The organism is Streptomyces sp. NPDC006326 (genome assembly GCF_040612915.1).
Classification (GTDB): domain Bacteria; phylum Actinomycetota; class Actinomycetes; order Streptomycetales; family Streptomycetaceae; genus Streptomyces.
Map to the genome: position 1 here is coordinate 1 of NZ_JBEXRC010000046.1, position 26,895 is coordinate 26,895.

At 72.3% G+C, this 26,895-nt stretch carries 27 protein-coding genes; 11 read left to right on the top strand and 16 right to left on the bottom strand.

Annotation, left to right across the window (positions count from 1 at the left end):
* The first annotated feature begins 1,292 nt into the window (after nt 1-1,292).
* Nucleotides 1,293-1,565 (top strand): DUF1876 domain-containing protein, encoded by a 273-nt coding sequence (locus ABZ128_RS28480; protein WP_356851882.1) that lies wholly within the window; start codon nt 1,293-1,295, stop codon nt 1,563-1,565.
* Nucleotides 1,566-1,966: 401 nt separating this feature from the next.
* The gene (locus ABZ128_RS28485; RefSeq protein WP_356851883.1) at nt 1,967-2,179 is read left to right on the top strand and encodes a helix-turn-helix transcriptional regulator; all 213 of its coding nucleotides are present in this window, start codon (nt 1,967-1,969) and stop codon (nt 2,177-2,179) included.
* Between the two features lie 18 nt (nt 2,180-2,197).
* On the opposite strand, the gene ABZ128_RS28490 is transcribed toward ABZ128_RS28485, so the two are convergent.
* The 3 genes from ABZ128_RS28490 to ABZ128_RS28500 all read right to left on the bottom strand — a co-directional run bounded on the left by ABZ128_RS28490 (nt 2,198) and on the right by ABZ128_RS28500 (nt 4,505).
* Nucleotides 2,198-3,052 carry a DUF3152 domain-containing protein gene (locus ABZ128_RS28490; protein WP_356851884.1) on the bottom strand — a complete coding sequence of 285 codons (855 nt, stop codon included), beginning with the start codon at nt 3,050-3,052 and terminating at the stop codon, nt 2,198-2,200.
* Between the two features lie 3 nt (nt 3,053-3,055).
* A complete protein-coding gene (locus ABZ128_RS28495) occupies nt 3,056-4,006 on the bottom strand; it encodes a hypothetical protein (protein WP_356851886.1) in 951 nt (316 codons plus the stop codon).
* A 103-nt stretch (nt 4,007-4,109) separates the two neighbouring features.
* Nucleotides 4,110-4,505: a hypothetical protein gene (locus ABZ128_RS28500; protein WP_356851887.1), complete on the bottom strand. Its 396-nt coding sequence runs from the start codon at nt 4,503-4,505 to the stop codon at nt 4,110-4,112.
* A gap of 401 nt (nt 4,506-4,906) precedes the next feature.
* Here ABZ128_RS28500 and ABZ128_RS28505 point away from each other — a divergent pair, with 401 nt between their 5' ends.
* The 4 genes from ABZ128_RS28505 (at nt 4,907) to ABZ128_RS28520 (ending at nt 9,063) form a co-directional block, all read left to right on the top strand.
* Nucleotides 4,907-5,221, top strand: coding sequence for a hypothetical protein (locus ABZ128_RS28505; protein WP_356851889.1), 315 nt, complete (start codon nt 4,907-4,909; stop codon nt 5,219-5,221).
* A complete protein-coding gene (locus ABZ128_RS28510; protein ID WP_356851891.1) occupies nt 5,218-7,026 on the top strand; it encodes a peptidoglycan-binding protein in 1,809 nt (602 codons plus the stop codon). Before ABZ128_RS28505 ends, ABZ128_RS28510 begins: the two co-directional genes overlap by 4 nt.
* Nucleotides 7,023-7,715 (top strand): ABC transporter ATP-binding protein, encoded by a 693-nt coding sequence (locus tag ABZ128_RS28515; RefSeq protein WP_356851892.1) that lies wholly within the window; start codon nt 7,023-7,025, stop codon nt 7,713-7,715. The genes ABZ128_RS28510 and ABZ128_RS28515 overlap by 4 nt, the downstream gene beginning before the upstream one ends.
* A 70-nt stretch (nt 7,716-7,785) precedes the next feature.
* Entirely contained in the window at nt 7,786-9,063 is a 1,278-nt protein-coding gene (locus ABZ128_RS28520) for an ABC transporter permease (protein ID WP_356851894.1), read from the top strand.
* Between the two features lie 38 nt (nt 9,064-9,101).
* Here the strand turns inward: ABZ128_RS28520 and ABZ128_RS28525 are convergent, their stop codons facing one another.
* The 4 genes from ABZ128_RS28525 to argS all read right to left on the bottom strand — a co-directional run bounded on the left by ABZ128_RS28525 (nt 9,102) and on the right by argS (nt 12,411).
* Entirely contained in the window at nt 9,102-9,587 is a 486-nt protein-coding gene (locus ABZ128_RS28525; RefSeq protein WP_356851896.1) for an SRPBCC family protein, read from the bottom strand.
* Nucleotides 9,584-10,093 (bottom strand): sigma-70 family RNA polymerase sigma factor, encoded by a 510-nt coding sequence (locus ABZ128_RS28530; RefSeq protein ID WP_356851897.1) that lies wholly within the window; start codon nt 10,091-10,093, stop codon nt 9,584-9,586. The genes ABZ128_RS28525 and ABZ128_RS28530 overlap by 4 nt, the downstream gene beginning before the upstream one ends.
* Nucleotides 10,090-10,542, bottom strand: coding sequence for a DUF3995 domain-containing protein (locus tag ABZ128_RS28535; protein WP_356851899.1), 453 nt, complete (start codon nt 10,540-10,542; stop codon nt 10,090-10,092). Before ABZ128_RS28535 ends, ABZ128_RS28530 begins: the two co-directional genes overlap by 4 nt.
* A gap of 93 nt (nt 10,543-10,635) precedes the next feature.
* The gene (gene argS, locus ABZ128_RS28540) at nt 10,636-12,411 is read right to left on the bottom strand and encodes an arginine--tRNA ligase (protein WP_356851900.1); all 1,776 of its coding nucleotides are present in this window, start codon (nt 12,409-12,411) and stop codon (nt 10,636-10,638) included.
* A 181-nt stretch (nt 12,412-12,592) separates the two neighbouring features.
* Here argS and lysS point away from each other — a divergent pair, with 181 nt between their 5' ends.
* A complete protein-coding gene (gene lysS / locus ABZ128_RS28545; protein ID WP_356851901.1) occupies nt 12,593-14,326 on the top strand; it encodes a lysine--tRNA ligase in 1,734 nt (577 codons plus the stop codon).
* Nucleotides 14,327-14,457: 131 nt separating this feature from the next.
* Here lysS and ABZ128_RS28550 read toward each other — a convergent pair whose 3' ends face one another.
* From ABZ128_RS28550 to ABZ128_RS28560, 3 genes are all read right to left on the bottom strand, one after another.
* Entirely contained in the window at nt 14,458-15,834 is a 1,377-nt protein-coding gene (locus tag ABZ128_RS28550) for a DUF2637 domain-containing protein (protein WP_356851903.1), read from the bottom strand.
* Between the two features lie 103 nt (nt 15,835-15,937).
* Nucleotides 15,938-16,720: a DUF3558 family protein gene (locus ABZ128_RS28555; RefSeq protein WP_356851904.1), complete on the bottom strand. Its 783-nt coding sequence runs from the start codon at nt 16,718-16,720 to the stop codon at nt 15,938-15,940.
* A gap of 188 nt (nt 16,721-16,908) precedes the next feature.
* Complete coding sequence (locus ABZ128_RS28560) at nt 16,909-17,769, bottom strand: DUF3558 domain-containing protein (protein ID WP_356851905.1); 861 nt, start codon at nt 17,767-17,769, stop codon at nt 16,909-16,911.
* A 193-nt stretch (nt 17,770-17,962) separates the two neighbouring features.
* Here ABZ128_RS28560 and ABZ128_RS28565 point away from each other — a divergent pair, with 193 nt between their 5' ends.
* Nucleotides 17,963-19,156 (top strand): RtcB family protein, encoded by a 1,194-nt coding sequence (locus ABZ128_RS28565; RefSeq protein WP_356851907.1) that lies wholly within the window; start codon nt 17,963-17,965, stop codon nt 19,154-19,156.
* A gap of 72 nt (nt 19,157-19,228) precedes the next feature.
* On the opposite strand, the gene ABZ128_RS28570 is transcribed toward ABZ128_RS28565, so the two are convergent.
* Nucleotides 19,229-19,816, bottom strand: coding sequence for a Uma2 family endonuclease (locus ABZ128_RS28570; RefSeq protein ID WP_356851909.1), 588 nt, complete (start codon nt 19,814-19,816; stop codon nt 19,229-19,231).
* 280 nt (nt 19,817-20,096) lie between these two features.
* Between ABZ128_RS28570 and ABZ128_RS28575 the strand changes: the two genes are divergently transcribed.
* Complete coding sequence (locus ABZ128_RS28575; RefSeq protein ID WP_356851910.1) at nt 20,097-21,149, top strand: hypothetical protein; 1,053 nt, start codon at nt 20,097-20,099, stop codon at nt 21,147-21,149.
* Nucleotides 21,150-21,205: 56 nt separating this feature from the next.
* Here the strand turns inward: ABZ128_RS28575 and ABZ128_RS28580 are convergent, their stop codons facing one another.
* Together ABZ128_RS28580 and ABZ128_RS28585 are read right to left on the bottom strand one after the other, a co-directional pair.
* Entirely contained in the window at nt 21,206-21,967 is a 762-nt protein-coding gene (locus tag ABZ128_RS28580) for an SDR family NAD(P)-dependent oxidoreductase (protein WP_356851912.1), read from the bottom strand.
* Nucleotides 21,968-22,066: 99 nt separating this feature from the next.
* A complete protein-coding gene (locus ABZ128_RS28585) occupies nt 22,067-22,402 on the bottom strand; it encodes a YnfA family protein (RefSeq protein WP_356851913.1) in 336 nt (111 codons plus the stop codon).
* Between the two features lie 118 nt (nt 22,403-22,520).
* Here ABZ128_RS28585 and ABZ128_RS28590 point away from each other — a divergent pair, with 118 nt between their 5' ends.
* Entirely contained in the window at nt 22,521-23,003 is a 483-nt protein-coding gene (locus ABZ128_RS28590) for a hypothetical protein (protein ID WP_356851915.1), read from the top strand.
* A gap of 85 nt (nt 23,004-23,088) precedes the next feature.
* Here ABZ128_RS28590 and ABZ128_RS28595 read toward each other — a convergent pair whose 3' ends face one another.
* Nucleotides 23,089-23,829, bottom strand: a complete 741-nt coding sequence (locus tag ABZ128_RS28595) for a Mut7-C RNAse domain-containing protein (protein WP_356851917.1) — start codon at nt 23,827-23,829, stop codon at nt 23,089-23,091.
* Between the two features lie 270 nt (nt 23,830-24,099).
* Between ABZ128_RS28595 and ABZ128_RS28600 the strand changes: the two genes are divergently transcribed.
* Complete coding sequence (locus tag ABZ128_RS28600; protein WP_356851918.1) at nt 24,100-25,509, top strand: FAD-binding oxidoreductase; 1,410 nt, start codon at nt 24,100-24,102, stop codon at nt 25,507-25,509.
* On the opposite strand, the gene ABZ128_RS28605 is transcribed toward ABZ128_RS28600, so the two are convergent.
* Both ABZ128_RS28605 and ABZ128_RS28610 read right to left on the bottom strand, forming a co-directional pair.
* Nucleotides 25,506-26,348 carry a hypothetical protein gene (locus ABZ128_RS28605; protein ID WP_356851920.1) on the bottom strand — a complete coding sequence of 281 codons (843 nt, stop codon included), beginning with the start codon at nt 26,346-26,348 and terminating at the stop codon, nt 25,506-25,508. The genes ABZ128_RS28600 and ABZ128_RS28605 overlap by 4 nt on opposite strands.
* Nucleotides 26,349-26,370: 22 nt before the next feature.
* Nucleotides 26,371-26,808: a hypothetical protein gene (locus tag ABZ128_RS28610; protein ID WP_356851979.1), complete on the bottom strand. Its 438-nt coding sequence runs from the start codon at nt 26,806-26,808 to the stop codon at nt 26,371-26,373.
* Between the last annotated feature and the right edge of the window lie 87 nt (nt 26,809-26,895).

Sequence of the window (26,895 nt, forward strand, 5' to 3'; positions counted from 1 at the left end):
GCGTCGCTTCGCGATGGCCTTCGGCCACCCTTGACTGCCCGGCCCGCCCCGGAAAGACAAAGACTGCCGGGAAGCCCCCGAAGGATGGCCGGGGGTTCATGTTCCGGGACGGGCCCATCAGCGATGCAGGCGCCGTCTCCCGTTGCCCGTTCCCCATTCGGGGCCGATAGGCCCCTTTTCCGGGCCTCGGCAGGGTCAAGCCGCAGCTGACGCCAATGAGATGACCATCCGGGACCGACCGCGGCCACCATCGCCTCAGATCGCTACGCGCTCCTCCCGGCATAGCGTCCGACCGCCGTCCGGGGCCGCTCATAGGCGCGACAGATCGCTACACAGCCGGTCTCGGCTTGGCGTCCGCGGCCCGTCTGGGGCTGGGATGGACGCCATGGATGGCGGTCATGACGCCAGTCATGCGCCAGCGGATGGTTTGTCCCGGTTTGGCAGCGGGTTGGGCGGCGAGTGGGCCTTTGACTGCGCGTGGTGACGAAAAGTCTGGCATCCGGTTCCTTCCGGGCCTCTGCCCGCTCCCAGATGCGCATTAAGAGATCGTTGAGGACCCCGATGGGGCCCGAAGGGCCCGAATGTTGCTTGGATCGGTCCAGAGTGCGGTCAGTGGGCTGCTCGCGGGCGGTCCGCAAGGGGATTCGTCGCGATCGTCGCCCTTGCCGCCTTGATACCCCGCTTCCTCGCCTGCTCTGCTGAAGAGCTTGTCGTCTCGTCCCATCAACCCCGGACGGGCCGGGGACGCTATGCCGGGACCGGCTGTGTAGCGATCTGTCGCGTATATGAGCGGCCACAGACGGGCTGCGGACGCTAGGCCGGGAGGAGCGCGTAGCGATCTGGGGCGATGGTGGCCCCGTCCGCCCCGGATGGTCATCTCATTGGTCTCGGCTGCGGCTTGACCCGGCTGGGGCTCGGAAGGGGGGCTTATCGGTCCCGGATGGGGAACTGGCGGCGGGAGACGGCTCGGGCATCGCTGATGGGCCCGTCCCGGAACGTGAACCCCCGGCCATCCTTCGGGGGCTTCCCGGCAGTCTGTTGTCTTTCCGGGGCGGGGCGGGCGGTCAAGGGTGGCCGCAGGCCATCGCGAAGCGACGCGAACGCAGTGAGCGCCCTTGACGGCCCGGGCCGAACCGGAAGGACAGTGGACTGACGGGACGCCCCCGGAACTTCTCCGATGCCGGGTGCGGGTATCCCGCCCCCCGAAGCCCCCGCCCCGCCCCCCCGCTCGCGTTCCCCGGTTCCTCGGCGCACTCTGGAGGCAGGGTGACCCCCCCTGGAGGTGATGCACCATGTCCACACTGGTCGGGTGGCACGTGGAGCTGGAGTTCAGCGAGGAAGGCCACCGCACCAGTGCGGCGGCCCTGGTCCGGCTCGGTGACGGCTCCGAGATCAAGGGGCGCGGTTACGCCATGCGTCATCCCTCCGACCCGGAGCAGTTGAGGGTCGGCGAGGAGATCGCGGGGGCTCGCGCGCTCATGGATCTGTCCACCCAGCTGTTGCAGAAGGCCCACTCCGAGATCGACGAGGTGACGGGTCGGCACTCCTATCCGCTGAACCAGTGAACCAGTGAACCGGTGAGCGAGTCGGCGCGGTGAGGGTCTGAGGGGCTCCGAGGGACTTTCGAGTTCCTCGGAGCCCCTCACCGGCGTCCGATTTTCGGGCAGGCGGGTCCGGTTTCAGAAAAGGCGCCCCTTTTCAGAGGAATCGATGGTGACAACCCGTCAGTAGTGTGCGAACGGCTAATGCCCGAGTCTGTCCGGGGTGGCTAGGGTTCTGGTCGGGGAGTCTCGTTCTCACCGCATTGCTCGGTACGCGCAGAAGAATGGTGAATGCTGTAGTGAGTTCCGATGTAAACGAGGGCCCATCCGGGGAAATCCGCTACGACTGCCCGTGTTGCAGAATCGGCGCACGCGCGCGGCGTGACGAGAAAACCGAATGGCTCCAGGAGGGATTCCGTCGGATATTGGACCTCACGGACCGCGAGCTCCAGATGTTCACCGAGATGTCCTGTGGCCCCACGAACAAGCAGCTGTCGGCGGGCCTCGGAATCACCATTCGCACCGTGAAATTCCACCTGGAAAACATCCGCATCAAACTCGGCGGACTTTCCCGTCTGCAGATGTGCCTGCTCGCCGTCCACCACCGGATCGCCACCTGCCCCGCCGGGCACGTCTGACGATTACCGGCCTGTTCCTCACGGCACGGGTGGCCCTTGCACGTAACGGCCGGCCGTGTCGTAGGGCCAGGCGTTGGAGCGGCATCCGTCCAGCCCCTTTATCTGCTGCATCATCGCGGGTGCGAGTTCCCCCGGCCCCGCGCACGACTCGTGCCCCCGGCCCATCTCATGGCCCACTTCGTGGTTGATGATGAGGGCCCGGTACTCCTGGATCGACCCGTCGAACTGCGGGGACCCCTGCACCCAGCGCTTGAGGTTGACCACGACCGTGTGCCCCGTACGGCAGTTGACGTTGCCCCGGCTCTCCGGTGTGGTCACCTCGCAGATGCGGTCGGTGGTCTCGGGCGTGGCCACTTTGACCGTGAAGTCCACGGGCCCCGAGGAGACGAGCTGGAAGCCGTAGGCCGAGTTCCTCGTCCAGCCGCGGGGGTGGCCGAGGATCGCGGAGACCTCCTGCGCGGTCTGCGGGCCCGGCAGGCGGATGCCGTCCTCGATCTCCACCCGGTAGCGCCGGACCTGCCCCCGCCCGTACGCCCTGCCCTCCGCCGGGACGACCGTGAAGGTGCCCGGGCCCGTGTCCGGTACGGCGGTGCCGGGGGTCGCCGAAGGAGAGGGAGAGGGAGAGGGAGAAGGGGAGGCGGTCGGTGAGGAGGGGGAAGGGGAGGCCGGCGGGGTCGTCGGCGCCGGATTTCCGCTCGGCTCCGACGGCTGTGCCGGCGCCAGCCGGGCCGGTGGCTCGGGCGGGGCCGGCAGCAGCAGGACGGCCGTCCCCGCCCCCGCGCAGGCCGCCGCCACGAGGGCGGCGGCCAGGGTTCGTTGCGTCCTGCGGCGCCGTGCTGCGGTGCCGGTCGGCCGGGCTCTGCGCTTGCCCACGGGTCAGGAGCCGGCGATCAGCGAGGCGGCGAGCTTCAGCCGCTCGTCGAGCTGCTTCTTCGCCCGGTCCAGCGTCTCGGCGTTCTGCTCGATCAGCCGCTTCTGGTAGGCGACCTCCACCGTGTACCAGATGCCGACGAGGTTGGTCTCCTTCTTGCACTCCACGTCCTGCTTGGCGATGGCGATCGCCTGGGGGCCGCCGTAGTTGGAGTCGTTGATGCCGGGCGGCGGGTCCATCGGGTTGTCGACGGTGTACCCGTGCCTGCCCATGCACTCGCTCCAGGACTTGATCGCCTTGACGACCCGGCTGTCCTTGCGGGAACGGGCGTAGCCGTCCGCGCGGAAGTTCTGCGGGACCATGTAGTCGACCGTGTCCTTGGTGGGCGCCCACAGCTTGAGGGCGCCCTCGCGCCCGCAGCCGCCCGCCGGCACCTTCTGCCCGCCGACGGCCGTGGTGGCCACGTCGGACTTCTCCGCCTCCTCCTGGCTCATCGGGACCGGCAGGGACGGATCCACCTCCAGCCCGTTCAGCACCAGTTGCTCGTTGGGGCCGAGGGGCTGCTGCGGAGGCTTCTCGGTGCGGACCAGTTGGGGGTTCTCGTAGCCGTACCGGGCCGCTTCGGCGGGGTCGGAGAGCCCGTACCGCCGGTTGTTGTCGCGCTTGACCGTCGAGTCGGCCTTCCGGCGCTGCTGGTAGCGGAAGCCGTAGCGCCGCATGCACTGGTCGACGAGTACGTCCTGTGCCTCGTTGAGCAGCCCGAGCTGGCGGTCGTCCGGGATGTACGGGCTCATCGGGAGGGCGAGGTCCCGGCTTTCGAGCAGCGCCGGTACGTCGCCGATCGCGGGTTCCCCGTCCGAGTCGGCGCCGCCCGACTGTGAGCATCCGGTCAGCAGGAGCGCCAGTACGGCTGCGGAAGCCGTCAGGGCGGGACGGGGGGAACGCGGCGAGAACATATGACTCCGATGCGGGTACGGCTAGGATGCGCGAAAGCGGCAGCTCCGCCCGGCGCTTACGGGCGGAGCTGCCGTTTCGCATGTGCGGTCTCGACGGAGGTGCCTAGCGGATGTAGGCCGAAGAGATCGAGTTGGTGAAGGTGGCGCTGAGGTTGCCCTTGGTGTTGGCGGAGAGGTAGCCGCCGTTGCCGCCGCCGAAGGCGTTGGTGTAGACGTCCCACGTGTAGGAGTCCCGGTTGGAGAAGGACTCCGTGTAGTCGTTCGTGGTGTGTCCGGCGCAGCTCTGCGAGCCCTTGAAGTAGTCGTCCTGGAAGTCGCCCTCGCTGGTGTAGAGGTCGAAGACCGAGTTCCCCTGGTTCTGGTAGCAGAACAGGCCCAGCTCGCCGGAGGTCAGCCAGCCGTCCTTGGCGGCGGCCGAGGCCGAGCCCGCGCTGACGGCGACGGCGCCGAGGACCAGGCCGGCAGCGGCGACGGCGCGCAGGGAATTGCGAAGCTTCATCATTCATCCGTTTCGTTGGAACGTTTTCGATATCGCGGTCGGGATATCGGCCATTGCAGGCCGGGCCCCGACCGTCAAGGAGTGGATCACGCCACGGCGGGCTTTCACAACTGTCCTCGGGTACAGGTGCGCGATCTTGCTTTTCGCCTAGGGTGTCAGGCGATACGAGATGGCTCAGGAGGCCTGCTGTGAAATTTCGACGGGCCCGGTTCGCGGCCGCTCCCGCCCTGTTGTCGGCCGTTTTCCTCTTGTCCGGCTGCTCGGGTGGGGATTCCGCTTCGTCTTCCGCTTCCGGGCGGCCCTCGGCTTCGTCTTCCACTGCGCCTTCGGGTCAGTCCAAGGGTGCGGTCGATCCGAAGCAGGCCGATTTTTTCCGGTGCCTCCAGGAAAAGGGCCTGCCCATGAAGCAAACGGATTCCGGAATTCCGGTCGTTGATTCGGGCAAGGCGGATCCGGCGAAGGTCAAGGAGGCCGAAGCCGCCTGCGACAGCCGTCGCTCGGTTCCGCCCGTGACCCCGGAACAGCTCGCCGAGGCCGGGAAGTACACCGCCTGCATGCGGGCGAACGGCGTGCCGGACTTCCCCGACCCCGATCCGAAGACCGCCCGGCACGACATGGAGCGGCTCGGCCTGAAGGAGTCCGCGGACGGCAAGGCGGCCCTGACGAAGTGCGGTGGCAAGCCCTCGTCGTCCACCACCGGGCAGAGCGCCGGATGACGGGGCGCAGGGGGGACGGCGAGCCCACCGTGGCCGTCGCGCGTACGGAACCCGCCGGCCCCGGGCCGGAGGAGACGGAGCAGGCGGAGCAGCCGGATCAGCCGGGGCAGCCGGAGCAGATCGATCGGCCGGCCCGGACGGAGCAGGACGAGGAGGCGGCCGACGGCGCCGGGGTCTCCGCCGGTCTGTCCCGGCGCCGTGCGTGGGTGGCCGCCGTGGCGGTCGGCGCGGTCCTGCTCTCCGGAGCGGGTGTCGCCGCGTCCCTGGTGATCAAGTCCCCGGCGCAGACCGCGGCGGAGGCCGGCCCGCCGCCCCTGGACGTACTCATCGCCCGCGTCGAGAAGCGGGTGCTGCGCGACACCGTCATCGTGCGCGGCACGGTCACCTCCGCCCAGGCCGTCCAGGTCACCCCGGCGGTCTCCGGCCCCGAGGGCGCGGGGCCGCCCGTGGTCACCAAGGTCGCCGTCCGGCAGGGCGAACAGGTGGAGGCCGGCAAGGTCCTCCTGGAGGTGTCCGGCCGTCCCGTCTTCGCGCTGCCCGGCGCGCTGCCGGTGTACCGGGACCTGAAGCCGGGCGCCACCGGCGACGACGTGAAGCAGCTCCAGAAGGCCCTCGCCGGGCTCGGCCACGGCACGGGCTCCGACCAGGCGGGCACCTTCGGTGCCGGTACCAAGGCGGCGCTGGGTTCCTTCTACCGCTCGATCGGCTACGACCCGCTGCCCGCGGTGGCCGACCGCGGCGAGGCGGTGAACGGCGCAGAGGACGCGGTGACCTCCGCCGAGCGCTCCCTGGAGGACGCCCGCGCGGCCGCGAACAGCACGACGGGCGGCTCCCCGAACACCGGAACCTCCGGCAAGGGCGCCACGGGCACCACGGGCACCACCGGCGCCACGGGCAGTACGGCGACGGGCGGCTCGGGCGCCGGCAGCGCCGGCACCGCCGGCGGCAAGGGCTCCGGCCAGGACGGCGCCCGTACGGTGGCCCGCGCCCAGGAGGACCTGCGCAAGGCCCGCGAGCGCCTCGCCGAGGCCCGCGCGGCGGCCGGCCCCATGCTCCCGGCCGGCGAGGTCGTCTTCCTGGAGTCCTTCCCCGCCCGCGCCGACTCCGTCGCCGTCCGCCCCGGCTCCCCGGTCAGCGGCGCCGCGATGTCCCTCTCCGCGGGCGCGCTGGTCGTGCGCGGGCAGCTCCAGGAACACCAGAAGGGCCTGGTCCGGGCCGGCCAGAAGGTGGAGATCCTGTCCGAGCTCAGCGGGGTCACGGCAGCCGCCGAGGTGCAGTCGGTCGCGGACGCCCCGCAGACGGCGCAGCCCGCGCCGGGCACCGGGTCCACCGGCGGCCAGGGCCAGGGCCAGCAGGCTCCCGCTCCGGGCGGTCCGAGCGGGTACGAGATGCTCGTACGGCCGCTGGCCGCGCTGGACCCCAAGCTCGTCGGCCAGGACGTCCGGCTGACGGTGGAGGCCGCCGCCACCGACGGCAACGCGCTGGTCGTCCCGGTGTCCGCGGTCTCGGCCGGAGCCGACGGCCGCACCACCGTCACCGTGGTGGACGGTACGGGAGCCCAGCGGCGGGTCGAGGTCCGGCCGGGCACCACCGGTGACGGCTACGTGGAGGTCCGGCCCACCGGGGACGGCACCCTCGCGGACGGCGACTCGGTGGTCATCGGCGTCAACCCGGGCGTCGCGGGCAAGCCGGGAGGCGGGAAGACCGGCGGCAAGAGCGGTGGCAGCGGTGACGGCAAGACCGGCGGCGCAAGCGGCGGCGGCACGAGCGGCAGCGGCGGCAAGAGCAGTGGCGGCGGGTCATGACCGAGGCCGCACCCCCCGTCATCGAGTTCCGGCAGGCGGGCCTGACCTACCCGGGCCCGCCCCCCGTCCCCGCGTTCAAACCGTGTGATCTCACCATCCGCCGCGGCGAGTTCGTCACCGTCGTCGGCCCCTCGGGCTCCGGCAAGTCGACCTTCCTCAACATCGCCGGCCTGCTCGACGCCCCCACCGAGGGCCGGTACCTCCTCGACGGCATCGACACCGCAACCCTCGGCGACAACGACCGGACCGCCCTGCGCGGCCGCCGCATCGGCTTCGTCTTCCAGTCCTTCCACCTGCTGCCCCACCGCTCGGCCCTGGAGAACGTGGCCCTCGCCATGCTCTACAACGGCGTACCCCGCAAGGAGCGCCCGGCCCGCGCCCGTGAAGCCCTCGGCCGGGTCGGGCTCGGCCACCGCCTCACCGCGGTCCCCTCCCGCCTCTCCGGAGGCGAACGCCAGCGCGTCGCCATCGCGCGGGCCCTGGTCGCCCGGCCGTCCCTGCTGCTGTGCGACGAGCCCACCGGAAACCTCGACTCCGCCAACGCCGACACCGTGCTGGCCCTCCTGGACGAGCTCCACGGCGACGGGATGACCGTGCTCGTCATCACCCACGACCAGGAGGTCGCCGCGCACGGCGGCCGGACCGTCGCGATCCGCGACGGCGTCCTGCGCGAACAGGCACCCGTATGAACCGGGCACCACAGGCGCACCAGGCACCAGGCACCCGGCAACCCGGCACCCGTACGAAACAGGCACCCGCATGAAGCAGCCCCAGCCCCGCCGGTTCCGGCCCCGCCTCCCGCGGCGCCGGTCCCGCACCGCCGTACGGGTCGAGCCCTCCCGCTTCACCGCCCGCGACACCTTCGGCGAGGCCTTCGCAGGCGTCCTGCAGCGGCCCGGCCGCTCGGCGCTGACCGCGCTCGGGACGGTGCTCGGCGTCGGCACGTTCGTCGCCGTCCTCGGCCTGACGGCCACCACCTCGTCCCAGATCGACAGCCGCTTCAACCTGCTCACCGCCACCGAGGTGACCGTCGAGGACGTCGCGCGGGAGCAGAACAACTTCGCCGGCCCCGCGTTCCCGGCGGACGCCGACGCCCGCGTCGAGCGCCTCCACGGGGTCCAGCACGCCGGCGTGTCCTACCCGGTCCGCCTCGATCCCGGCGTCGGCGTCCGCGCCGCCCCGGTCGGCGGCGCCACGAGCGAGCGCACCGACGTGGTCGCCGCCTCCCCCGGGGCGCTGCGGGCCGCCGTCCCCCGGCTGTCCCAGGGCCGCCTCTACGACGAGTACCACTCCGCGGCCAAGCAGCGCGTGGCCGTCCTCGGCGCGAGCACGGCCGCCCGCCTGGGCATCACCACCCTGGACACCCGTCCGGCCGTGTTCATCGGCACCGAGCCGTTCACCGTGATCGGGATCATCGACGACGTGAAGCGCAGGGCCGACCTGCTCCTGTCGGTGGTGGTCCCGCGCACCACCGCCGAGGACGTCTGGGGTCCGCCCGAGGGGACGGGCACCACCATGCTCATCGCGACCGACGTGGGCGCCGCCCAGCAGGTCGCCCGCCTCGCCCCCACCGCGCTGCGCCCCGACCACCCCGAGTACCTCAAGGCCGTACCGCCGCCCGACCCGCGCACCCTGCGCAGCGGCGTCACCTCCGACCTTGAGCAGCTCTTCCTCGTCCTGGCCGGGATCTGCCTGGTCATCGGGGCCGTCGGCATCGCCAACACCACCTTGGTCGCGGTCCTGGAGCGCACGGGTGAGATCGGCCTGCGCCGGGCCCTCGGCGCCCGCGGCCGGCACATCACCACCCAGTTCCTCGCCGAGTCCGGGGCGCTGGGGATGCTCGGCGGGCTCGTCGGCACGTCGCTGGGCACCCTCACCGTGGTGGCCGTCGCCGTCATCCGGGACTGGACGGCCGTCATCCACCCGGCCACCGTCGCGGCCGCGCCGCTCCTCGGCCTGGTCACCGGCGTCCTGGCGGGCCTCTACCCGGCCTGGCGCGCCGCCCGCATCCAGCCCGCCGAGGCCCTGCGGCGCTGACCGCGCACCCGGCGGGCGGCGCCCCCGGCCCGGGCGCCCTACGCGGTCTGTCCGCGGTCGTCGAGGCGGGCCGCCAACCGGTCCATGGCGAGCCCGAGTTCGGCGGCCGTCCCGAACGGGACGATCACCGCGCGGCCCGGGACCCGGACCCCGCCCGTGAGGGCCACCCGGGTGCCGCCGCCGGGTTCGGCGGCGGCCGCCATGCCGATGATCAGGAACCGGCTCTGCAGCCAGCACCAGCCCGGCCGCAGCACCCCCCGGAAGTGCGCGCGGAAACCGTACTTGCTGCGGGCCAGCGCCTCCACCCGGTCGCCGGTGACCCGCAGCACCCGGACGCCGCGCATGTCCGGCTGGAAGCGGCCGAACCCGCCCTCCAGATCGGCCATCACCGCCCACACGGCCTCCACGGGGGCGGGGACGACGCGTTCGGCGATCCGGGACCCGCGGACGCCCGCCGCCATGATCCGCAGGCGGCTCACCGCGTCGATCGGGGCGGGGGAGGGGTACGGGAGTGGGGCCGTCATGAGGACCACGCCTTCCGGAAGCTGGTACGGGCCCGGTGCAGCCGGGACTTGGCGGTGCCCGGCGGTACGCCGAGGAGGGCCGCCGCGGACTCCTCGTCCAGGCCCTCCACGTCCCGCAGGACCAGGACGGCCCGGTGGTCGGGCGAGAGGCGGGCCAGGACGTCGTCGATGTCGGCGGCCAGCTGCGGATCCCCGCGGCCGGGCAGGTCGGGCAGCTGCGCCGGCCGGACGCGGTCCGCGCGGCGGGCGAGACGGACCGCCTCACGCACCGCGATGGCCCGGACCCAGCCGTACAGGGTCTGCGGATCGCGCAGTGAGCGCAGCGACCGGAACACCGCCACCAGCGTCTCCTGGGTGGCGTCCGGCCCGTCCGCGAGGGCGATGGGCGTGCAGATGCGGGCGATGTACGGGGTGAGGTGGTCGAGCAGGTCGTGCAGCGCCAGGGTGTTGCCGGCGCGGGCCGCACGGGCGAGGGCGACTCCGCGTTCCCGTTCGGCCGGGGTCATCTGGCGCGCGCCAGTCGGGCCGCGGCCCAGCCGAAGCCGAGGCAGGCGGGGGTGTACAGGAGCAGGTTCAGGGTGGGGAAGGGGCTGCCGGGCGGGCTGTCGAGGACCCCGGCGGCCCAGCCCAGGCCGGCAAGGCCCCGTACGGCCAGGCCGGCCGCGACGGCCCCGGTGACGGCCCGGGTGGCGCGCCCGCCGCGCCCGTACGCGTGGCCGAGTACGGCGCCGGCCCCCGCCAGGGTGAGCGCGGCCAGCGGCAGGACGACGGGCGGTGCGAAGGAGACCTCCGTGCCGAGCACGGCCAGCGACAGGGCCCGCTCGTCGGGGGCGGGCCAGGTCGCCCCGGTCGCCCAGTACAGGTGGGCCAGCCCGTCCAGGCCCAGCAGCGCGGCCACGGCGATGCCGGTGCGGCGGCGCGCCCTGTCGGTGGTGATGGCTGCGCCGGTCGTCATGAGTGCCCCCTCGGTGGTGATGGCCAACACCTCGAAGAGGAGCGGGACACAGGGAACGTTCCCTGTGTCCCGCGTCACATGGCGGCCGTCGCGTCAGAGGCGCTCGGGCGTCCGGATGCCGAGCAGCGACATGCCCTTGGTCAGGGTGCGGGCGGTCAGGTCGCACAGGAAGAGGCGGTTCTCGCCCACGACCAGCTCCGGTTCCGGCCTCACGACCGGGCACTGGTCGTAGAACGTCGTGTAGAGGGAGGCCAGCTGGTAGAGGTACGCGGCCAGCTTGTGCGGCGCGTGGTCGGCGGCCGCCTCGGCGATCAGCTCGCCGAAACCGTCCAGGTGCAGGCCCAGCGCGCGCTCGGCCGGCGCCAGCTCCAGCTCCGGGTGTGCGACCGGCTTGCGGTCTCCGGCGTTGCGCAGGATCGACTTGATCCGGGCGTACGCGTACTGGAGGTACACGGACGTGTCGCCGTTGAGCGAGACCATCTGGTCCAGGTCGAACTTGTAGTCCCGCGCGGCGGAGGTGGACAGGTCCGCGTACTTGACGGCGCCGATGCCCACGTAGCGGCCGTTGTCGACGATCTCCTCCTCGGTGAGGCCGACCTTCTCCGCCTTGCTCCGGACGACGGCCGTGGCCCGCTCCACGGCCTCGTCCAGCAGGTCGACCAGCCGCACCGTCTCGCCCTCACGGGTCTTGAACGGCTTGCCGTCCTTGCCGAGGACCGTGCCGAAGGCCAGCTGGACGGCCTTGACGTCCTCGCCCAGCCAGCCGGCGCGGCGGGCCGTCTCGAAGACCATCTTGAAGTGGAGGGACTGGCGGGCGTCGACCACGTAGATGAGGGTGTCCGCGCCGAGCTTGCCGACGCGGTCGCGGATCGCGGACAGGTCGGTCGCCGCGTAGCCGAAGCCGCCGTCGGACTTCTGGACGATCAGCGGGGTCGGGTTGCCGTCCGGGCCCTTGTACTCGTCGAAGAACACGCACAGCGCGCCGTTGGAGCGGACGGCGACGCCCGACTCCTCCAGCAGCTTGCAGGTCTCGGCCAGCATGTCGTTGTAGCCGGACTCGCCGACGACGTCCGGGTCCTGGATGTCCATGTCCAGCTTGTTGAAGACGGAGTAGAAGTAGATCTTCGACTCGTCGACGAACCGCTGCCACAGCGCCAGCGTCTCGGCGTCGCCCGCCTGCAGGTCGACGACCCGCGCCCGCGCCCGCGTCTTGAACTCCTCGTTCGAGTCGAAGAGCGCGCGCGAGGCCTTGTAGAGGCGGTTCAGGTTCGACATGGCCTCCTCGCCGGAGGCCTCCGCGTCGCCGTCGGCCTTGTGGTCCAGCTCGTGCGGGTGCTCGATGAGGTACTGGATGAGCATGCCGAACTGGGTGCCCCAGTCGCCGATGTGGTGACGGCGGACCACCTTCTCGCCGGTGAACTCCAGGATCTCCACCATCGCCGCGCCGATGACCGCCGAGCGCAGGTGGCCGACGTGCATCTCCTTCGCGACGTTCGGCTGCGCGTAGTCGATCACCGTCGTGCCCGCGTTCGCCGCGTACGGGACGCCGAGGCGGTCGTCGCCGGCCCGGGCGGCGAGGGTCTCGATGATCGCCCGGTCGGAGACGGTGATGTTGAGGAAGCCGGGGCCGGAGACCTCGATCTCCTCGATCACGCCGCCCTTGTCCAGGCCGTCGAGGACGGTCGTCGCCAGCTCGCGCGGATTGGCCTTCGCCTTCTTCGCGAGCGCCAGGATGCCGTTGGCCTGGAAGTCGGCCCGGTCGCTTCGTCGCAGCAGCGGGTCGGCGCCACCGGCCTCCGGCAGGGCCGAGGCGAGGGCGTCGGCGACGCGCTGATGGACGGAGGAAGCGAGGGAAGGGACCGAGGCCATGAGCTGCCGTTCCTGTGAGGTCGTGCCCGGAGGCGCGCTTGGGTTTTCCGACAAGCCCCGAGTATCCCACGCGCGGGCCGTCCACCGTTCGGGATAGAGGGGCCTTGCGGGCAACCCCGGAGCGGCCCGTTCCGTCTGGGAGAATGGCTGAAGCCAGCATTACGAGATAGAAGGACGTGTCGTGGCTCAGAGCAGCACCGAGACCGACTGGGTCTCCCGTTTCGCGGACGAGGTCATCGCCGAGGCGGAGCGCCGAGCACCCGGCAAACCTGTCGTCGTCGCGTCCGGACTCTCCCCCTCCGGCCCCATCCACCTGGGCAACCTCCGCGAGGTCATGACCCCGCACCTGGTCGCCGACGAGATCCGCCGCCGCGGCTTCGAGGTCCGGCACGTCCTGTCCTGGGACGACTACGACCGCTACCGGAAGGTGCCCCGCGGCATCCCCGGCGTGGACGAGGAGACCTTCGGGCAGCACATCGGCAAGCCGCTGACCTCCGTCCCGGCGCCGGCCGGATCGCCGTACGCGACCTGGGCCGAGCACTTCAAGGCCGCCTTCGTCGAGGCGCTCGCCGAGATGGGCGTCGAGTACGACCCGATCAGCCAGACCGAGCAGTACACCTCCGGCGCCTACCGCGAGCAGGTGCTGTTCGCGATGAAGCACCGCCGCGAGATCGACGCCGTCCTCGACCAGTACCGCACCAAGCAGAAGCCTGGTGCCGGCAAGAAGCCCCAGCAGAAGCCGGTCGACGCCGCCGAGCTGGAGGCCGCCGAGGGCTCGGGCGCGGCCGCCGAGGACGACGGCAGCGCGGAGGGCTCCGAGTACTTCCCGTACAAGCCGTACTGCGGCGCCTGCGGCAAGGACTTCACCAAGGTCACCTCGTACAACGACGAGACGACCGAGATGACCTACGTCTGCACCGAGGACGAGTACACCGAGACCGTCAAGCTCAGCGAGTTCAACCGCGGCAAGCTGGTCTGGAAGGTCGACTGGCCGATGCGCTGGGCCTTCGAGGGCGTCGTCTTCGAGCCCTCCGGCGTCGACCACTCCTCGCCCGGCTCGTCCTTCCAGGTCGGCGGGCAGATCGTGCACATCTTCGGCGGCGAGCAGCCGATCGGACCGATGTACGCCTTCGTCGGCATCAGCGGCATGGCCAAGATGTCCTCGTCGAAGGGCGGCGTGCCCACGCCGGCCGACGCCCTGAAGATCATGGAGCCGCAGCTGCTGCGGTGGCTGTACGCCCGCCGCCGGCCGAACCAGTCCTTCAAGATCGCCTTCGACCAGGAGATCCAGCGGCTGTACGACGAGTGGGACAAGCTGGAGGCCAAGGTCGCCGACGGCTCCGTCCTCCCGGCCGATGCCGCCGCCCACACCCGCGCCGTACGGGTCGCCTCGCACGAGCTGCCCCGCACCCCGCGGCCGATGCCGTACCGCACGCTCGCCTCGGTCGTCGACATCACCGCCGGCCACGACGAGCAGACCCTGCGCATCCTCAGCGACCTGGAGCCGGACAAGCCGCTCACCTCCCTCGACGAGGTACGGCCGCGCCTGGACCGCGCCGAGAACTGGATCACCACCCAGGTCCCGGCCGACCAGCGCACCCTCGTCCGCGAGGAGCCCGACACCGAGCTGCTGGCCTCCCTGGACGACCAGGGCCGCGAGTCGCTGCGCCTGCTGGTCGACGGCCTGGACTCGCACTGGTCGCTGGACGGGCTGACCACGCTGGTCTACGGGGTGCCGAAGGTGATGGCGGGGCTGGAGCCCGACGCCAAGCCGACGCCGGAGCTCAAGGTCGCGCAGCGGTCGTTCTTCGCCCTGCTGTACCGCCTGCTGGTGACCCGGGAGACCGGGCCGCGCCTGCCCACGCTGCTGCTGGCGGTGGGGGCGGACCGGGTGCGCAAGCTGCTGGCCGCCTGAGCCGGTCCGGACAGACGCGGGGAGCCGGAAGGGCCCGCACCCCTCGGGGTGCGGGCCCTTCCGCATGCGTGGCGACGGCGTTGCCGCGCGAGGTGCCCGTCAAGCGAGGTGCCCGTCACGCGACGCGCTCGTCACGCGATGTGCTCGTTCTCCAGGTCGCGCTGGTAGCGCTGCTTGAGCTCCGGCATCAGCCGCTTGAGCGTGGTGGCGCTGCGCGGGTGGACGATGCCGAGCCGGTCCGCGAGGTGTATGTCCAGCTGCTCCGGGTTCGGGAACTGGCCGTACTCGTCGATGTAGGCGCGGAAGACCTCGTACGAGGCCTCCGCGAACTTCACCTCGTCGACGCCGTCCGTCTGCGGCTCCGGGAGCTGGGCGGAGGCCCGGCCCTGGACCGACTGCGGCCCCGGCACGGACTGCGCGGCCTGGGGACCCTGCGGACCCTGCGCACCCTCGGGGTCCTCCGGTCCCGCCGGGGGCATCACCGGGATCGGCTCCAGGCCCTCGACGTACTGCGGGTTGTAGCCGCCCTCGTACGCGGCCTGCGGGGCGAGCGGCGCCGCGAACCAGGCGCTGTTGTGCGCGGCCGGCATGGCGGTCGGGTCCACCGCGAACGGCGGCGGGGCGTGGTGCCCGGGGGCTCCGGCCGGGCCCTGCCCGGCCTCCGCCCGGGCGCCGGGCTCCGCGGCGGCCGGGCCGGCGACCGCCGCCGGGCCCGTGGCCCCGCCGGGCAGGACGGTGCCCGCCGGCGCCGGACCCGCGGCCCTGCCCGCCTCCAGGGCCGGGGCCGGACCCGCCGCATCCGCCGGGGGCAGCAGCACCGGGTCGATCCCCGCCGCCGCCAGGCCCTCCGGGGCGGTCTGGGCCAGCGGGACGCCGATCCGGGCCAGGCGCAGCGGCATCAGCGCCTCCACCGGCGCCTTGCGGCGCCAGGCCCGTCCGTAGCGGGCCTGGAGCCGCGCCTGGTAGATCAGCCGGTCCTGCTCCATGCCGACGGCCTGCTCGTACGACCGCAGCTCCCACAGCTTCATCCGGCGCCACAGCTTGAAGGTCGGCACCGGCGACAGCAGCCACCGGGTGATCCGCACGCCCTCCATGTGCCGGTCCGCGGTGATGTCCGCGATCCGGCCCACCGCGTGCCGGGCCGCCTCCACCGTGACCACGAACAGGACGGGGATCACGGCGTGCATGCCGACACCGAGCGGATCCGGCCAGGCCGCCGCACCGTTGAACGCGATGGTCGCCGCGGTCAGCAGCCACGCCGTCTGCCGCAGCAGCGGGAACGGGATCCGGATCCACGTCAGCAGCAGGTCGAGGGCCAGCAGCACGCAGATGCCCGCGTCGATGCCGATCGGGAACACCAGCGAGAAGCTGCCGAACCCTTTCTTCAATGCGAGCGCCCGCACCGCGGCGTACGAGCCCGCGAAGCCGATGCCCGCGATGACCACGGCTCCTGCGACCACGACGCCGATGAGTATCCGGTGCGTACGAGTCAGCTGCATCGCGGCCACCCGCGATCCCCTCCCCTTGTCGAGCTACGGCAGGCACAGCGTACGGGTGACGGTGGAGGTGACTGAATGTCAGCCTCCCTTTAACACGGTGGGTTACCGCTCATCACTGCTGGGGCGAGGGCGAAGCCTGCTGCCCGGGCTGCTCCGGCTGCTTCTGCTGCTGGTTCGCGCCGCCCACCGAGGCCACCGCCTCCTTCGCCGCCGCGATGGCGTCCTGGAGGAGTTTCGCCTGGTCCGGGGCGCTCGCGCCCTCGTACGCCGCACCGTTGTAGTCGAGGGTGACCACCACGTTCTGGGTGCGCGCCACGATGGTGGTGTTGAAGAAGTCGACGTCCTTCTTCACCCCGTAGATCACGGAGGTGGCCTGGTCGCCGATGCCGCCGGCGGCCTCCTCCTTCACGTCGTGGGCGCCCTCGGTGGCCTTCGCCGCCGCGAGCTGCTTGGCGTACTGCTCCTCGGCGCGCTTGTTGGCACTGCCCAGCGAGGCGTGGGAGTCGTAGCGCACCAGCGAGATCGACAGCCACCGGTACTGCGAGCCCTTCAGACCGTCCTCGTCGAGGCCGTTCCAGGAGCAGCTCGCGCGGCTGGAGAGGTCGTTCGACTTGGTCGCCGTGCCGTTCTTGTCCTTCGCCTCCGGGACGAGGGTCTCGACGGTCTTCGTCTGGATCGCCTTGCAGGGGTCGGGCAGCGTTGCGAACGCCGCCTTCTCCTGGGCCGCCGACGGCTTCCCGTTCGGCTTGGCGGACGAGGAGGCGCTGGACTTCTTGCCGCCGTCCGAGCCCGAGCCCTTGTCCGAGTCGGAGGAGCATCCGGCGACGGTGAGGATCACCGGGACGGCTGCGCAGGCGAGGACGCGGGTGAGGCGGCGCGAGGCTGATCGGTGCATGGTTCCTTCAGTACGTGGTGGGCCGGTACGTGGTGGGCGACGTGGGGCGTCGCATGGGGGCGACGCCGTGGCGTGTTCCGTGAGCTGTTCTGTTGACGTCGTTCGGGGCGCGGGACCCGGGCAACGGTAGCCCGACCCGGCGCGCGCCTGCTGTGCGCGCCGTCACGCCGGGCTGCCGGCGGTCCCGTTCAGTCGTTGAACCGCTCGACGAGCGCCTGCGCCAACTGCCGTGCCTTGTCCTGGGTTTCGGAGCTCGACGGGACGGTCCCGGGCAGTGACGGCTGCACGCTGTACTCGACGGTGACGATGACGTTCGAGGTGCGGAACACAATCCGCACGGTCCGCGCCTGGGCCGCGCTGGCGCCGGCCGCGCTCAGCTTGTCGTCGACGAAGGCCTCCGTGCCGAGCCCTTCGAGCACGCGGGAACCGAGCTCGGGCGGCGGGACGCTCGCGCCGGGGCCGGGGGCCGTCGAGGAGCCGGCGGACGGCCCGGTGGCCGGGTTCGCGGCGGGGCTGGTGGCGGGGGCAGCGGCAGGGGCGGTGCCGGGGGCCGCGCCGGGGCTGCCCGTGGCGGCCGGACCGGGGAAGGGCAGGTGCGCGTCCGTCAGGCGGCGGACGTAGACCTGCCGCGCCTTGTCGTCGTCGCTCGCCGTGGACCGGTCGTAGGAGACCACGCGCTCGAAGCCGACCGACAGCAGCCGGGTCTCCTCGGGGGTCTGCGCCGTCCAGCGGCAGCCGACGTGCCGGTCACCGTCGTACGAGGTGTCCGCGGTGCCGGCGTACAGCTGGACCCGCTGCTCCTCGGTGAGCGTGGCCGCGGCCGGGAGCATGGCCTTGAGGCGCTTGCCGTCGGCGGCCTTGCACGGCGAGGGCAGGCTGCGGTACTTGCCGGGGGGCGCGGGCACGGTGGTGCTGTCCCCGGCCTTGGAGTCGCTGTCGGACCCGCCGCCGCTCCCGCTGGTGCACCCGGTCAGGCCACTCGCCCCGGCCACGAGTGCGGTGAGCATCGCGATGCCTGGCAGGATCCGCCGTACCGCCTTGCGCTGCACGTCCACTGGCTCCCTTCGACCGCCCGGCCGCCCGGCGGTCAGGAAAAATGCGTTGCCGCGCCGTGGGCGCGGATGAACACAATGTCTATCGCACACGCTGGTGCCGGCGCCGGTCTCCTGTCTGTTTTGGGACCTAGAGCGAGGCTTTTTGCGTATGGAGACTTATTTACTGTTTTCGGGGGATTAAGACCTTATGTCGTACGTAGAGGTACCGGGAGCGAAGGTCCCGATCCGGATGTGGACCGACCCCGCGTCGGTCGAGGCGAGTGCGATGCAGCAGCTGCACAACGTCTCCGGCCTTCCGTGGATCAAGGGCCTGGCCGTCATGCCGGACGTCCACTACGGCAAGGGCGCGACGGTCGGCTCGGTGATCGCCATGAAGGACGCGGTGTGCCCGGCGGCGGTCGGCGTGGACATCGGCTGCGGCATGTCGGCGGTGAAGACGTCCCTCACGGCGAACGACCTGCCGGGCGACCTGTCGAAGCTCCGCTCCCGCATCGAGGCGGCCATCCCGGTGGGCGCCGGCATGCACCGGGAGCCGGTGGACCCGGAGCGGTTGTACGGGTTCGGGCCGAAGGGGTTCGGGGACCTGTGGGAGCGGTTCGACTACCTCGCAGATGCGGTCAAATTCCGTCATGAGCGGGCCACGAAGCAGGTTGGAACGCTCGGATCCGGTAATCACTTCATCGAGTTCTGTCTCGACGAGGCAGGTTCGGTCTGGTTGATGCTGCACTCCGGATCCCGGGGCATCGGCAACGAACTGGCTTCGCACCACATCGACGTGGCCCGCGGGCTCTCGCACAACCAGGGGCTGGTCGACCGGGACCTCGCGGTCTTCCTCGCGGCGACGCCCGAGATGGAGGCGTACCGCAACGACCTCTTCTGGGCGCAGGAGTACGCCAAGTACAACCGCGCGGTGATGATGAGCCTGTTCAAGGAGGTCATCCGGCGGGAGTTCCGCAAGGCGAAGGTCTCCTTCGACCAGGAGATCAGCTGCCACCACAACTACGTGGCGGAGGAGCGGTACGAGGGCATGGACCTGCTGGTCACCCGCAAGGGCGCGATCCGCGCCGGCAGCGGTGACTACGGGATCATCCCGGGCTCCATGGGCACGGGTTCGTACATCGTGAAGGGCCTCGGCAACGAGAAGTCCTTCAACTCGGCCTCGCACGGCGCGGGCCGGAAGATGAGCCGGACGGCTGCGAAGAAGCGGTTCTCGGCGCGCGACCTGGCGGAGCAGACCCGGGGCGTGGAGTGCCGCAAGGACTCGGGCGTCGTGGACGAGATCCCGGGCGCGTACAAGTCCATCGAGCAGGTCATCGACCAGCAGACCGACCTGGTCCAGGTCGTGGCCAAGCTCAAGCAGGTCATCTGCATCAAGGGCTGAGCCCGGGGTGCAGTTGTCGGGGGAATGGAGGAGCCCGGACCGTCACCGGTCCGGGCTCCTCCGTGTCCGCACTCAGGCGTTCTCGTCGCCGTCGAGGAGGCGGTCGACGGAGAGCTCAAGGGTGACGCCGATGTCCTCGGGGAGGGGGACGGCGGTACCGCGCTTGAAGGCCTTGCGGGAGCGGTAGCCGCTGTTTCGCGGGTCCGTGTGGAGGATGACCTCGTCATGGTGGCGGTCGGCGACGACGTAGACGGGGACTCCGGCCTTGGCGTAGCTCTCGACCTTGACGCCGATGTCGTCCGACCAGTTGGAGGAGGTGACCTCCAGGATCATGCGGAAGACGTCGGGGGCGTAGCAGTTCCGAGCGGCCCGGGACGCGCGGTAATCCGCCTCGACCAGCGCGAAGTCGGGGACCGCGTAATCGTCCGGGCCGGTCGGCAGGTCGATGCCGATGGTCTGTAGGTACTTCAGCCCTGCCTTCCTTGCTCCGGCTGCCGCGAATTCCTCGATCAGCCACGTCAGCGTCTCTGAGTGCGGCCCGTCGGCGGGTGGTGTCACGGTGAGCCTCCCCTGGAGAATCTCCACTCGGTGCCCGGGAAGCTCCTTGGAGAGACGATCGGCGGCCTCTGCGATCGTGGTCTCGTGCTGTATCACGGCCATGGCTTCCTCCTTTTCGTGATCCACCCTGTCCGGAGCGTAACCGCGCCCGCTGACATTCCGCACTCGTTCACTCGTACGGTGCCGCGCGCGAGGGCCGCCGACCGGCCTGCGGCAGGGTCCGATGGGGTCCGCTCGAACGCATGGTGGAATAACCCGTCGGGCCCGGTGCAGGGCCTGGTGCCGGTGAGTGCTGTGGGGGATGAACGTGCTGGTTGACGGTGGCCGAGGGCGACGGGTGCGAAGAGGGGTCCTCGCGGCCTCCGCAGGGTTCGCCGTGGCCGTGACCGGGTGTGCACCGGCGGACGGGGACGCGCGGGCGGCCGCTTCGCCGAGTGCTCCGGCGGCCGCTCCCGTGGTGCCGACGGTGATCGGCAAGGAGCAGGCGGAGAAGGTCTTCAACCAGTACGTGTGGGAGCACAACGCCTCCATGGACCGGCGGGACGGCGCTGCCATCGCCAAGGTGGAGACCGGGGCGCTGCTGGCGCGGAGCCTGGCCAATCTGGAGGTGGCGAAGGCGCGCGGCAGTGCCGGGCTGGAGCGTACGTTCGTGAAGCCGGAGTTCTTCATCCCGGCGGAGCGGGACCAGCCGGGGTACCCGCGTTCGTTCGCCGTGTTCAGCCGCGGTTACTCCAACCTGCACAACGAGCGGGCAGCCGCCGTGCACTACTTCGTGCAGGAGGTGCCCGGCGGGGAGTGGAAGGCCGCCGCACGGTCGTGGACGTACGACAAGCCGCTCACGGCGCAGTTCGACGACACGTCGTACGTGGTGGACGGCTTCGCGGTGCGGGACAAGGAGATCGCCGCCGTGCGGCGGGATGCGGCCGGAGCGCCCGCGCTGTCGCCGACCGCGGCAGAGGACCGCACGGTGTGCGGGCGGTACGCGGAGTACCTCAGCTTCAGGGCGCCGAACGGGGAGCCGGAGAGCGAGCACTTCGTGCCGGGTGAGCTGACGAGCGATGTCGTCAAGGCGTACAACGAGGACTACCCGAACCTCACCCTGGTCCGGCGGAGCTTCGCCTTCGAGGCCGCCGCCGGACCCGAGCTGCCGGTGCTGAAGCTGGCCGACGGCAGGTCCCTGGTCACCTGCTCGTTCGTGCGGACCGACCACTGGGAGGGCAAGGTGGAGCGGGCTGCGATCTTCAAGTACGGGACGGGGAACCCGTCGGCGGACACCGATGCGCTGCTGGGCGGCGGCCACAAGTGGTGGAAGAGCACCGACGTGCGGCGGAGCGTGACGGCGACCCTGGAGGTGCCGGCGCAGGGACCCGCCGACGTGGTGGGGTGCAACTGCTTCACGGCGCCCGTGCTGTCGGCGGAGGGCACGCCCGACTGACGGGAAGGCGGCGGGGGCCGCCGGGCGGAGCCGGCGGCCCGGCTGTGCCGCGGGGGCTACAGCTCGCGGTGCACCTTGGTGTTGGAGGCCTGGGCGCGGGGGCGGACGACCAGGAGGTCGATGTTGACGTGGCTGGGGCGGGTGACGGCCCAGGTGATGGTGTCGGCCACGTCGTCGGCGGACAGGGGCTCCGCCACGCCCGCGTAGACCTTGGCGGCCTTCTCCGTGTCGCCGCGGAAGCGGGTGGTGGCGAACTCCTCGGTCTTCACCATGCCCGGCGCGATCTCGATGACGCGGACGGGCTGTCCGACGATCTCCAGGCGGAGGGTTTCGGCGAGGACGCGGGCGCCGTTCTTGGCGGCGACGTAGCCGGCGCCGCCCTCGTACGTGGCGTGGCCGGCGGTGGAGGACAGGACCACCACCGTGCCGTCGCCGGAGGCGGTGAGGGCGGGGAGCAGGGCCTGGGTGACGTGGAGGGTGCCGATGACGTTGACCTCGTACATCGTGCGCCAGTCGGCCGGGTCGCCGGTCGCGACGGGCTCGGCTCCGAGGGCGCCGCCCGCGTTGTTGACCAGCACGTCGCAGCGCGCGAGGGAGGCGGCGAAGGCGTCGACCGCGGCGCGGTCGGTGACGTCGAGGGCGTGGGCGGTGGCCTCGTGGCCGGCCTCCGCGATCTCGGCGGCGAGGGCCTCGATGCGGTCCTTGCGGCGGGCGGTGAGGACGACGTGGTAGCCGGCGGCGGCGAGCTGCCGGGCGGTGGCCGCGCCGATGCCGCTGCTCGCGCCGGTGACTACGGCGGTGCGGGTGGCCGTGCTCATGTGCGGGGCTCCTGGTGCGCTCGGTCCTGGCGTACGCGCGTCGCGTACGGGCGTCGTACGCGCTGCGTACGGGCGAATACCCGCCAGCATAGGCGGGGGTCAGCGGCCGCGCGGCGCGTACATGATCACCGCCATGCCGGCCAGGCAGACCAGCGCTCCGGCGATGTCCCAGCGGTCCGGGCGGTAGCCGTCGGCGACCACGCCCCAGGCGAGGGATCCGGCCACGAAGACCCCGCCGTACGCGGCGAGCACCCGGGCGAAGTCGCCCTGCGGCTGGAAGGTGGCGACGCAGCCGTAGAGGCCGAGGGCGATGACGCCCGCGCCGATCCACGCCCAGCCCTTGTGCTCGCGCACGCCCTGCCAGACGAGCCAGGCGCCGCCGATCTCCAGGACGGCGGCGAGTGCGAACAGGGCGGCGGAGCGGGCGATCAGCATGGCCCGCAGCCTAGGACCCGGGCGAGCCCGCCGGGCCGGTCGGCCGGGTGGGGGGCGGCGCGCCCTCGTTCGTGTGATGGTCCGACCGGCCGGGGCCGCGGCGGGCTAGCGTCCGCGCGTGGAGGTGGTTGCGGTGCGCCGTGGTGCCGTACGGAGTGTGGTGGTGGCGGGCTTGCTGGTGCTCGGGGCGACCGGGAACGCCCAGGCGCGGAGCGGGCCCGAGGCGGACGTGGCCTACCACGGGCGGGTCTCCCTGTCCCAGGGGCAGCTGCGGGTGTGGCTGGTCCCGCAGAACGAGGGGCCGTCGGCGGTGCCCAACGCCACGCTGCGGATCCGCCTGTCGGCCGACCTCGCGGACCGGCAGCAACTGGCCGAGGGCTGTGCCCGGGCCGGGCTGCGCCAGGTGGTGTGCGAGACGGGCGCCATGCCGCTGCGCGGGCGCGGCCGGCACATCGGGCTGCTGCTGCGGCTGCGCGAGCGGGTGCCGGAGGTGGTGGTCCGGATCGACACCTGGTGGGACGGCGGCGCGGCGGACCGGAACCTGTCGAACAACGAGCCCGCGGTGCTGGCGCTGGACACGGGCGACACGTACGCCTTCTGACCCCGGGCCCTCGGACGCCGGCCGTCAGACCCCGGCCGTCAGACCCCGGCTGTCAGCCCCGCAGGGTCCTCGCGTCGCCACGCCGTCACGGGGTGGCGACGCCGCCGAACTCCTCGACCGCCTCGCTGACGATCCGCTCCAGGCGGGCGTGGTGGGCGCCGCGCCAGTAGACGCGCTCGCAGGCGGTGCACTGCGCGAAGACGTCGTACGAGCGGTGCGTGCCGTGTTGGAGGCGGTCGCCGACGCTCTCCTTGTCGGCCTGGCGCAGCGGGCCGTTGCACGCGGTGCAGCGGGTCCACGGGGTGAGCGCGGGGGCGAACCGGCCCAGCACGTCGCGCAGTTGCTCGTCGGGGTTGTCGCTGTAGACGTACGCCCCGGCGAAGATCTCGCGGCGGCGCAGCAGTCCGCGGTCGCGGGAGAGCAGGACGCGCTGCTCGGCGGCGGAGCGGGTGGCGAGGGCCGGGTCGCCGATGTCCTCGTTCTCGTACGCGGCGTCCACGCCGAGCAGGCGCAGGCGGCGGGCGAGGGTGCCGAGGTGGACGTCGAGGAGGAAGCGCAGGGGCGTGGCGCCGGGGATCTGCTGGGGGCGGTCGACGCCGAAGACCTCGACGGACTGGCCGGCGCGGGGCACGTACGAGAAGGGCACCTCGGCGCCGTCGACGAGGAGCCGGCCGACCTCGGTGAGCGGGACGCCTGCCGATTCGACGACGTGGCCGAGGCTGGAGGCGCCGTCGGTCGCGGTCGGTACGCGCTCGGCGCGCCGGCTGGGCGCGGCGAACAGGCGCAGTTCGGGGGCGAGGGTGAGCTGAATGCCGGGTCCGTTCACGCTGTCAGCATGCCATCGGGGGCGGGGCGGTGCGGGCGAATTTACGAGGTCGCGGGGTCCTCCGAGCACCCGCGCCTCCGGCACCCGCGCCTCCGGCACCCGCCTCCGGCACCCGCGCCTCCGGCACCCGCCTCCGGCCCGTCCCGCGGCACCCCTCCGGCACCGCCCACCGGCGGGCTTGCCGTGCCGGGCGGGGCAGGGGGTGGAAGACTCGGAAGGGACGGACGGGGGACGGGGCGGGGGCAGGGGCGAGGGGCGAGGAGTGGGCCCATGGGTGTCTCGACCGGGCCGGTCCGGCTGGACGACTCCGCGTACCACGAGCTGGCGCGGTCCTTCCGCGGGAGCCTGGTGCGGGCCGGCGATGCGACGTACGAGGAGCGCCGGCGGATCTGGAACGGCTCGATCGACCGGCATCCCGCCCTGATCGCGCCCTGCACCGGCTCGGGCGACGTCGTCGCGGCGCTGAAGTGGGCGACGGACACGGGTGCGCTCGTCGCCGTGCGCAGTGGCGGCCACAGTTTCCCGGGGCATTCGGTGTGCGACGGCGGTGTCGTCGTCGACCTCTCGCCGATGAAGGAGATCCGGGTGGACCCGGAGACCCGTACGGCCAGGGTCCAGGCGGGGGCGCTGCTGGGGGAGCTGGACCGGGCGACCCAGCCGTTCGGGCTGGCGGTGCCATCCGGGATCGTGACGCACACCGGGGTCGCGGGGCTGACCCTCGGCGGCGGTATCGGGTGGCTGAGCCGGATGTACGGGCTGAGCGTCGACCAGCTGCTGTCGGTGGAGCTGGTCACGGCGGGCGGGGAGCAGGTCACGGTGAGTGAGACGAGCCATCCGGAGCTGTTCTGGGGGGTGCGCGGGGCGGGCGGCAACTTCGGCATCGTCACGGAGTTCGAGTTCCGGCTGAATCCGGTGGGGCCGACCGTCCTGGCCGGGCCCGTCGTGTGGTCCGTGGAGGATGCGCCGGAGGTGCTGCGCTTCTACCGGGACTGGATCACGGCGGTGCCCGACGAGCTGACGACGATCGTCGTGCACCGCAAGCTGCCGCCGCTGCCGGCGATCCCGGCCGAGCTGTACGGGCGGCCCGTGGTGATGGTGATCGGCTGCTACGCGGGCGACGTGGAGGCCGGGGCGGAGGTGATGCGTCCGATGCGGGAGTTCGGGCGGCCCCTGCTGGACCTGTGCGCGCCGAAGCCGTTCCTGGCGCACCAGGCGATGTTCGACCCCTCGTTCCCGCACGGCTGGTGGTATTACTTCCGCAGTACGGGCATCGACCGCCTCACCGACGAGGTGATCGACACCATGGCGCGGTTCGCGGCGCGGATGCGCTCGCCGCTCAGCTCCTTCCCCCTCTTCCAGCTGGGCGGGGCGGTGGCCCGGGCGGACGCGGACGGCACGGCGTTCGGTGACCGCGGGGTGGGCCACATGCTCAACATCAACGGGATCTGCGCGAGCGCCGACGGCTTCGAAGAGGAGTGCCGCTGGGTGCGGGAGTTCTGGACGGCGCTGGAGCCGCACCATGCGGGCGTGTACGTCAACTTCCTGATGGACGAGGGTGAGCGGCGGATCCGGCAGGCCTACGGGCCGGGTGTGCTGGGCCGGCTGCGGGCCCTCAAGGCCGAATGGGATCCGGCGAACGTCTTCCGCCTCAACCAGAACGTCCCGCCGCCGCCGGTCTAGCCGCCGCCGGTCTGGCCGCCGTCCGCCGGGCCGCCCGCCGCGCCGGTCGTCGTACGGCGGCGGGGGCGGCCCCGGTTGCGGCCGCGGCGGGTGCGCAGGCGGCTGACCCGGAGCCGGTCCGTGCTCAGCGGGTCCCGGCGGGCCAGTTCGGCGAGGGCCGGGTGCCGGGGCCCGGGCAGGGTCACGTGCGGGATCGCCGTCGGCCCGGAGCGCCGGCGGCTGCGGGCGTACAGCGGGAACCAGACGATCTGGGCCACCAGGGCGAGCCCGGTGGCGGCCACCACCCACCCCTGCACCGGCCCGCGCGGCGCGAGGCCTGCGAGCGCGAACACGGTGAACACCATCTCCGCGAGGAGGAGGTACACCCCCGTGGTGGCCGGCCGGCCGGGGCCGCCGCGCGCGGCGGTGGCCCGTACCCGGGTGCGCCAGGCGCTGCGGAACTCCTCGCGGGTGGTGCGGAAGGCGGTGTCGCGCAGCTCGATGCTGCCGAGGGTGGCCGGTGCCGTACGGCGGCGCAGCGCCGCGAGCAGGGCGTCCGGCAGCGGGTGTCCGGCGGTGCGCGCGGGGTCGGCGCCGGCCGGGGTGAGGCTCAGGTTGCCGCGGTGGTTGACGGTGGCCAGCCCTTCGAGCAGCAGCTGGGAGGCGGCGGCCTGGGTGTCGTCCTCGGGCCACCAGCTCTCGCAGGCGGCGGCGCGGTAGGGGTCGCCCGCGGGCACGGGCAGGCGCCGGACCGTCGCCCGGTAGCGCTGCCGCCGCGGCCGGCGGCGGCGCACCCCGAGCCACCCGTACAGCAGGGCCGTGACGGGCAGCACGACGCCCGCGAGCGTTTGGGGGTGCACCTGCCGCGTCCGGGGCTTCGGTTCAGGGCCAGACCAGGCAGTAGGCCTGGTGGCCGTTCTCGTGGAGGCGGTGGGAGAAGTCCTGCCACTCGTGGAGGAGCTGGTAGACGTTGAACGCGTCGCGCGGCCCGCCGCGGTCCGGGACCGTGGACCAGATGAAGGCCGCCGCGCCGACCGACTCCTCGCCGATGCCGCGCAGCGGGTCGACCACCGTCATGGGGAGCTTGACCACCGCGTAGTCGGGGTGGAGGACGACCAGCTCCAGCGGGGGCACCTTGTGCAGGGGTATGCCCTCGATGCCGGTCAGGACCATCGCGGCCATCGTCTCCGGCTTGATCTTGGTGAACATGCCGCCCATGCCGAGCTCGTCGCCGCCGAGCTCCTCCGGCCGCATCGTGACCGGGACCCTGGCCGCCGTCGCGCCGTCGGGGGCGCCGAAGTACTTGTAGGTCACGCCCATACCGCGGCCCTTGGGCAGGTCGTCGGGGGCCTCCGTGGGGCCCGGTACGGGATCGGCCGCGTCCGCGGCCCGGCGCCGGTGCTTGCC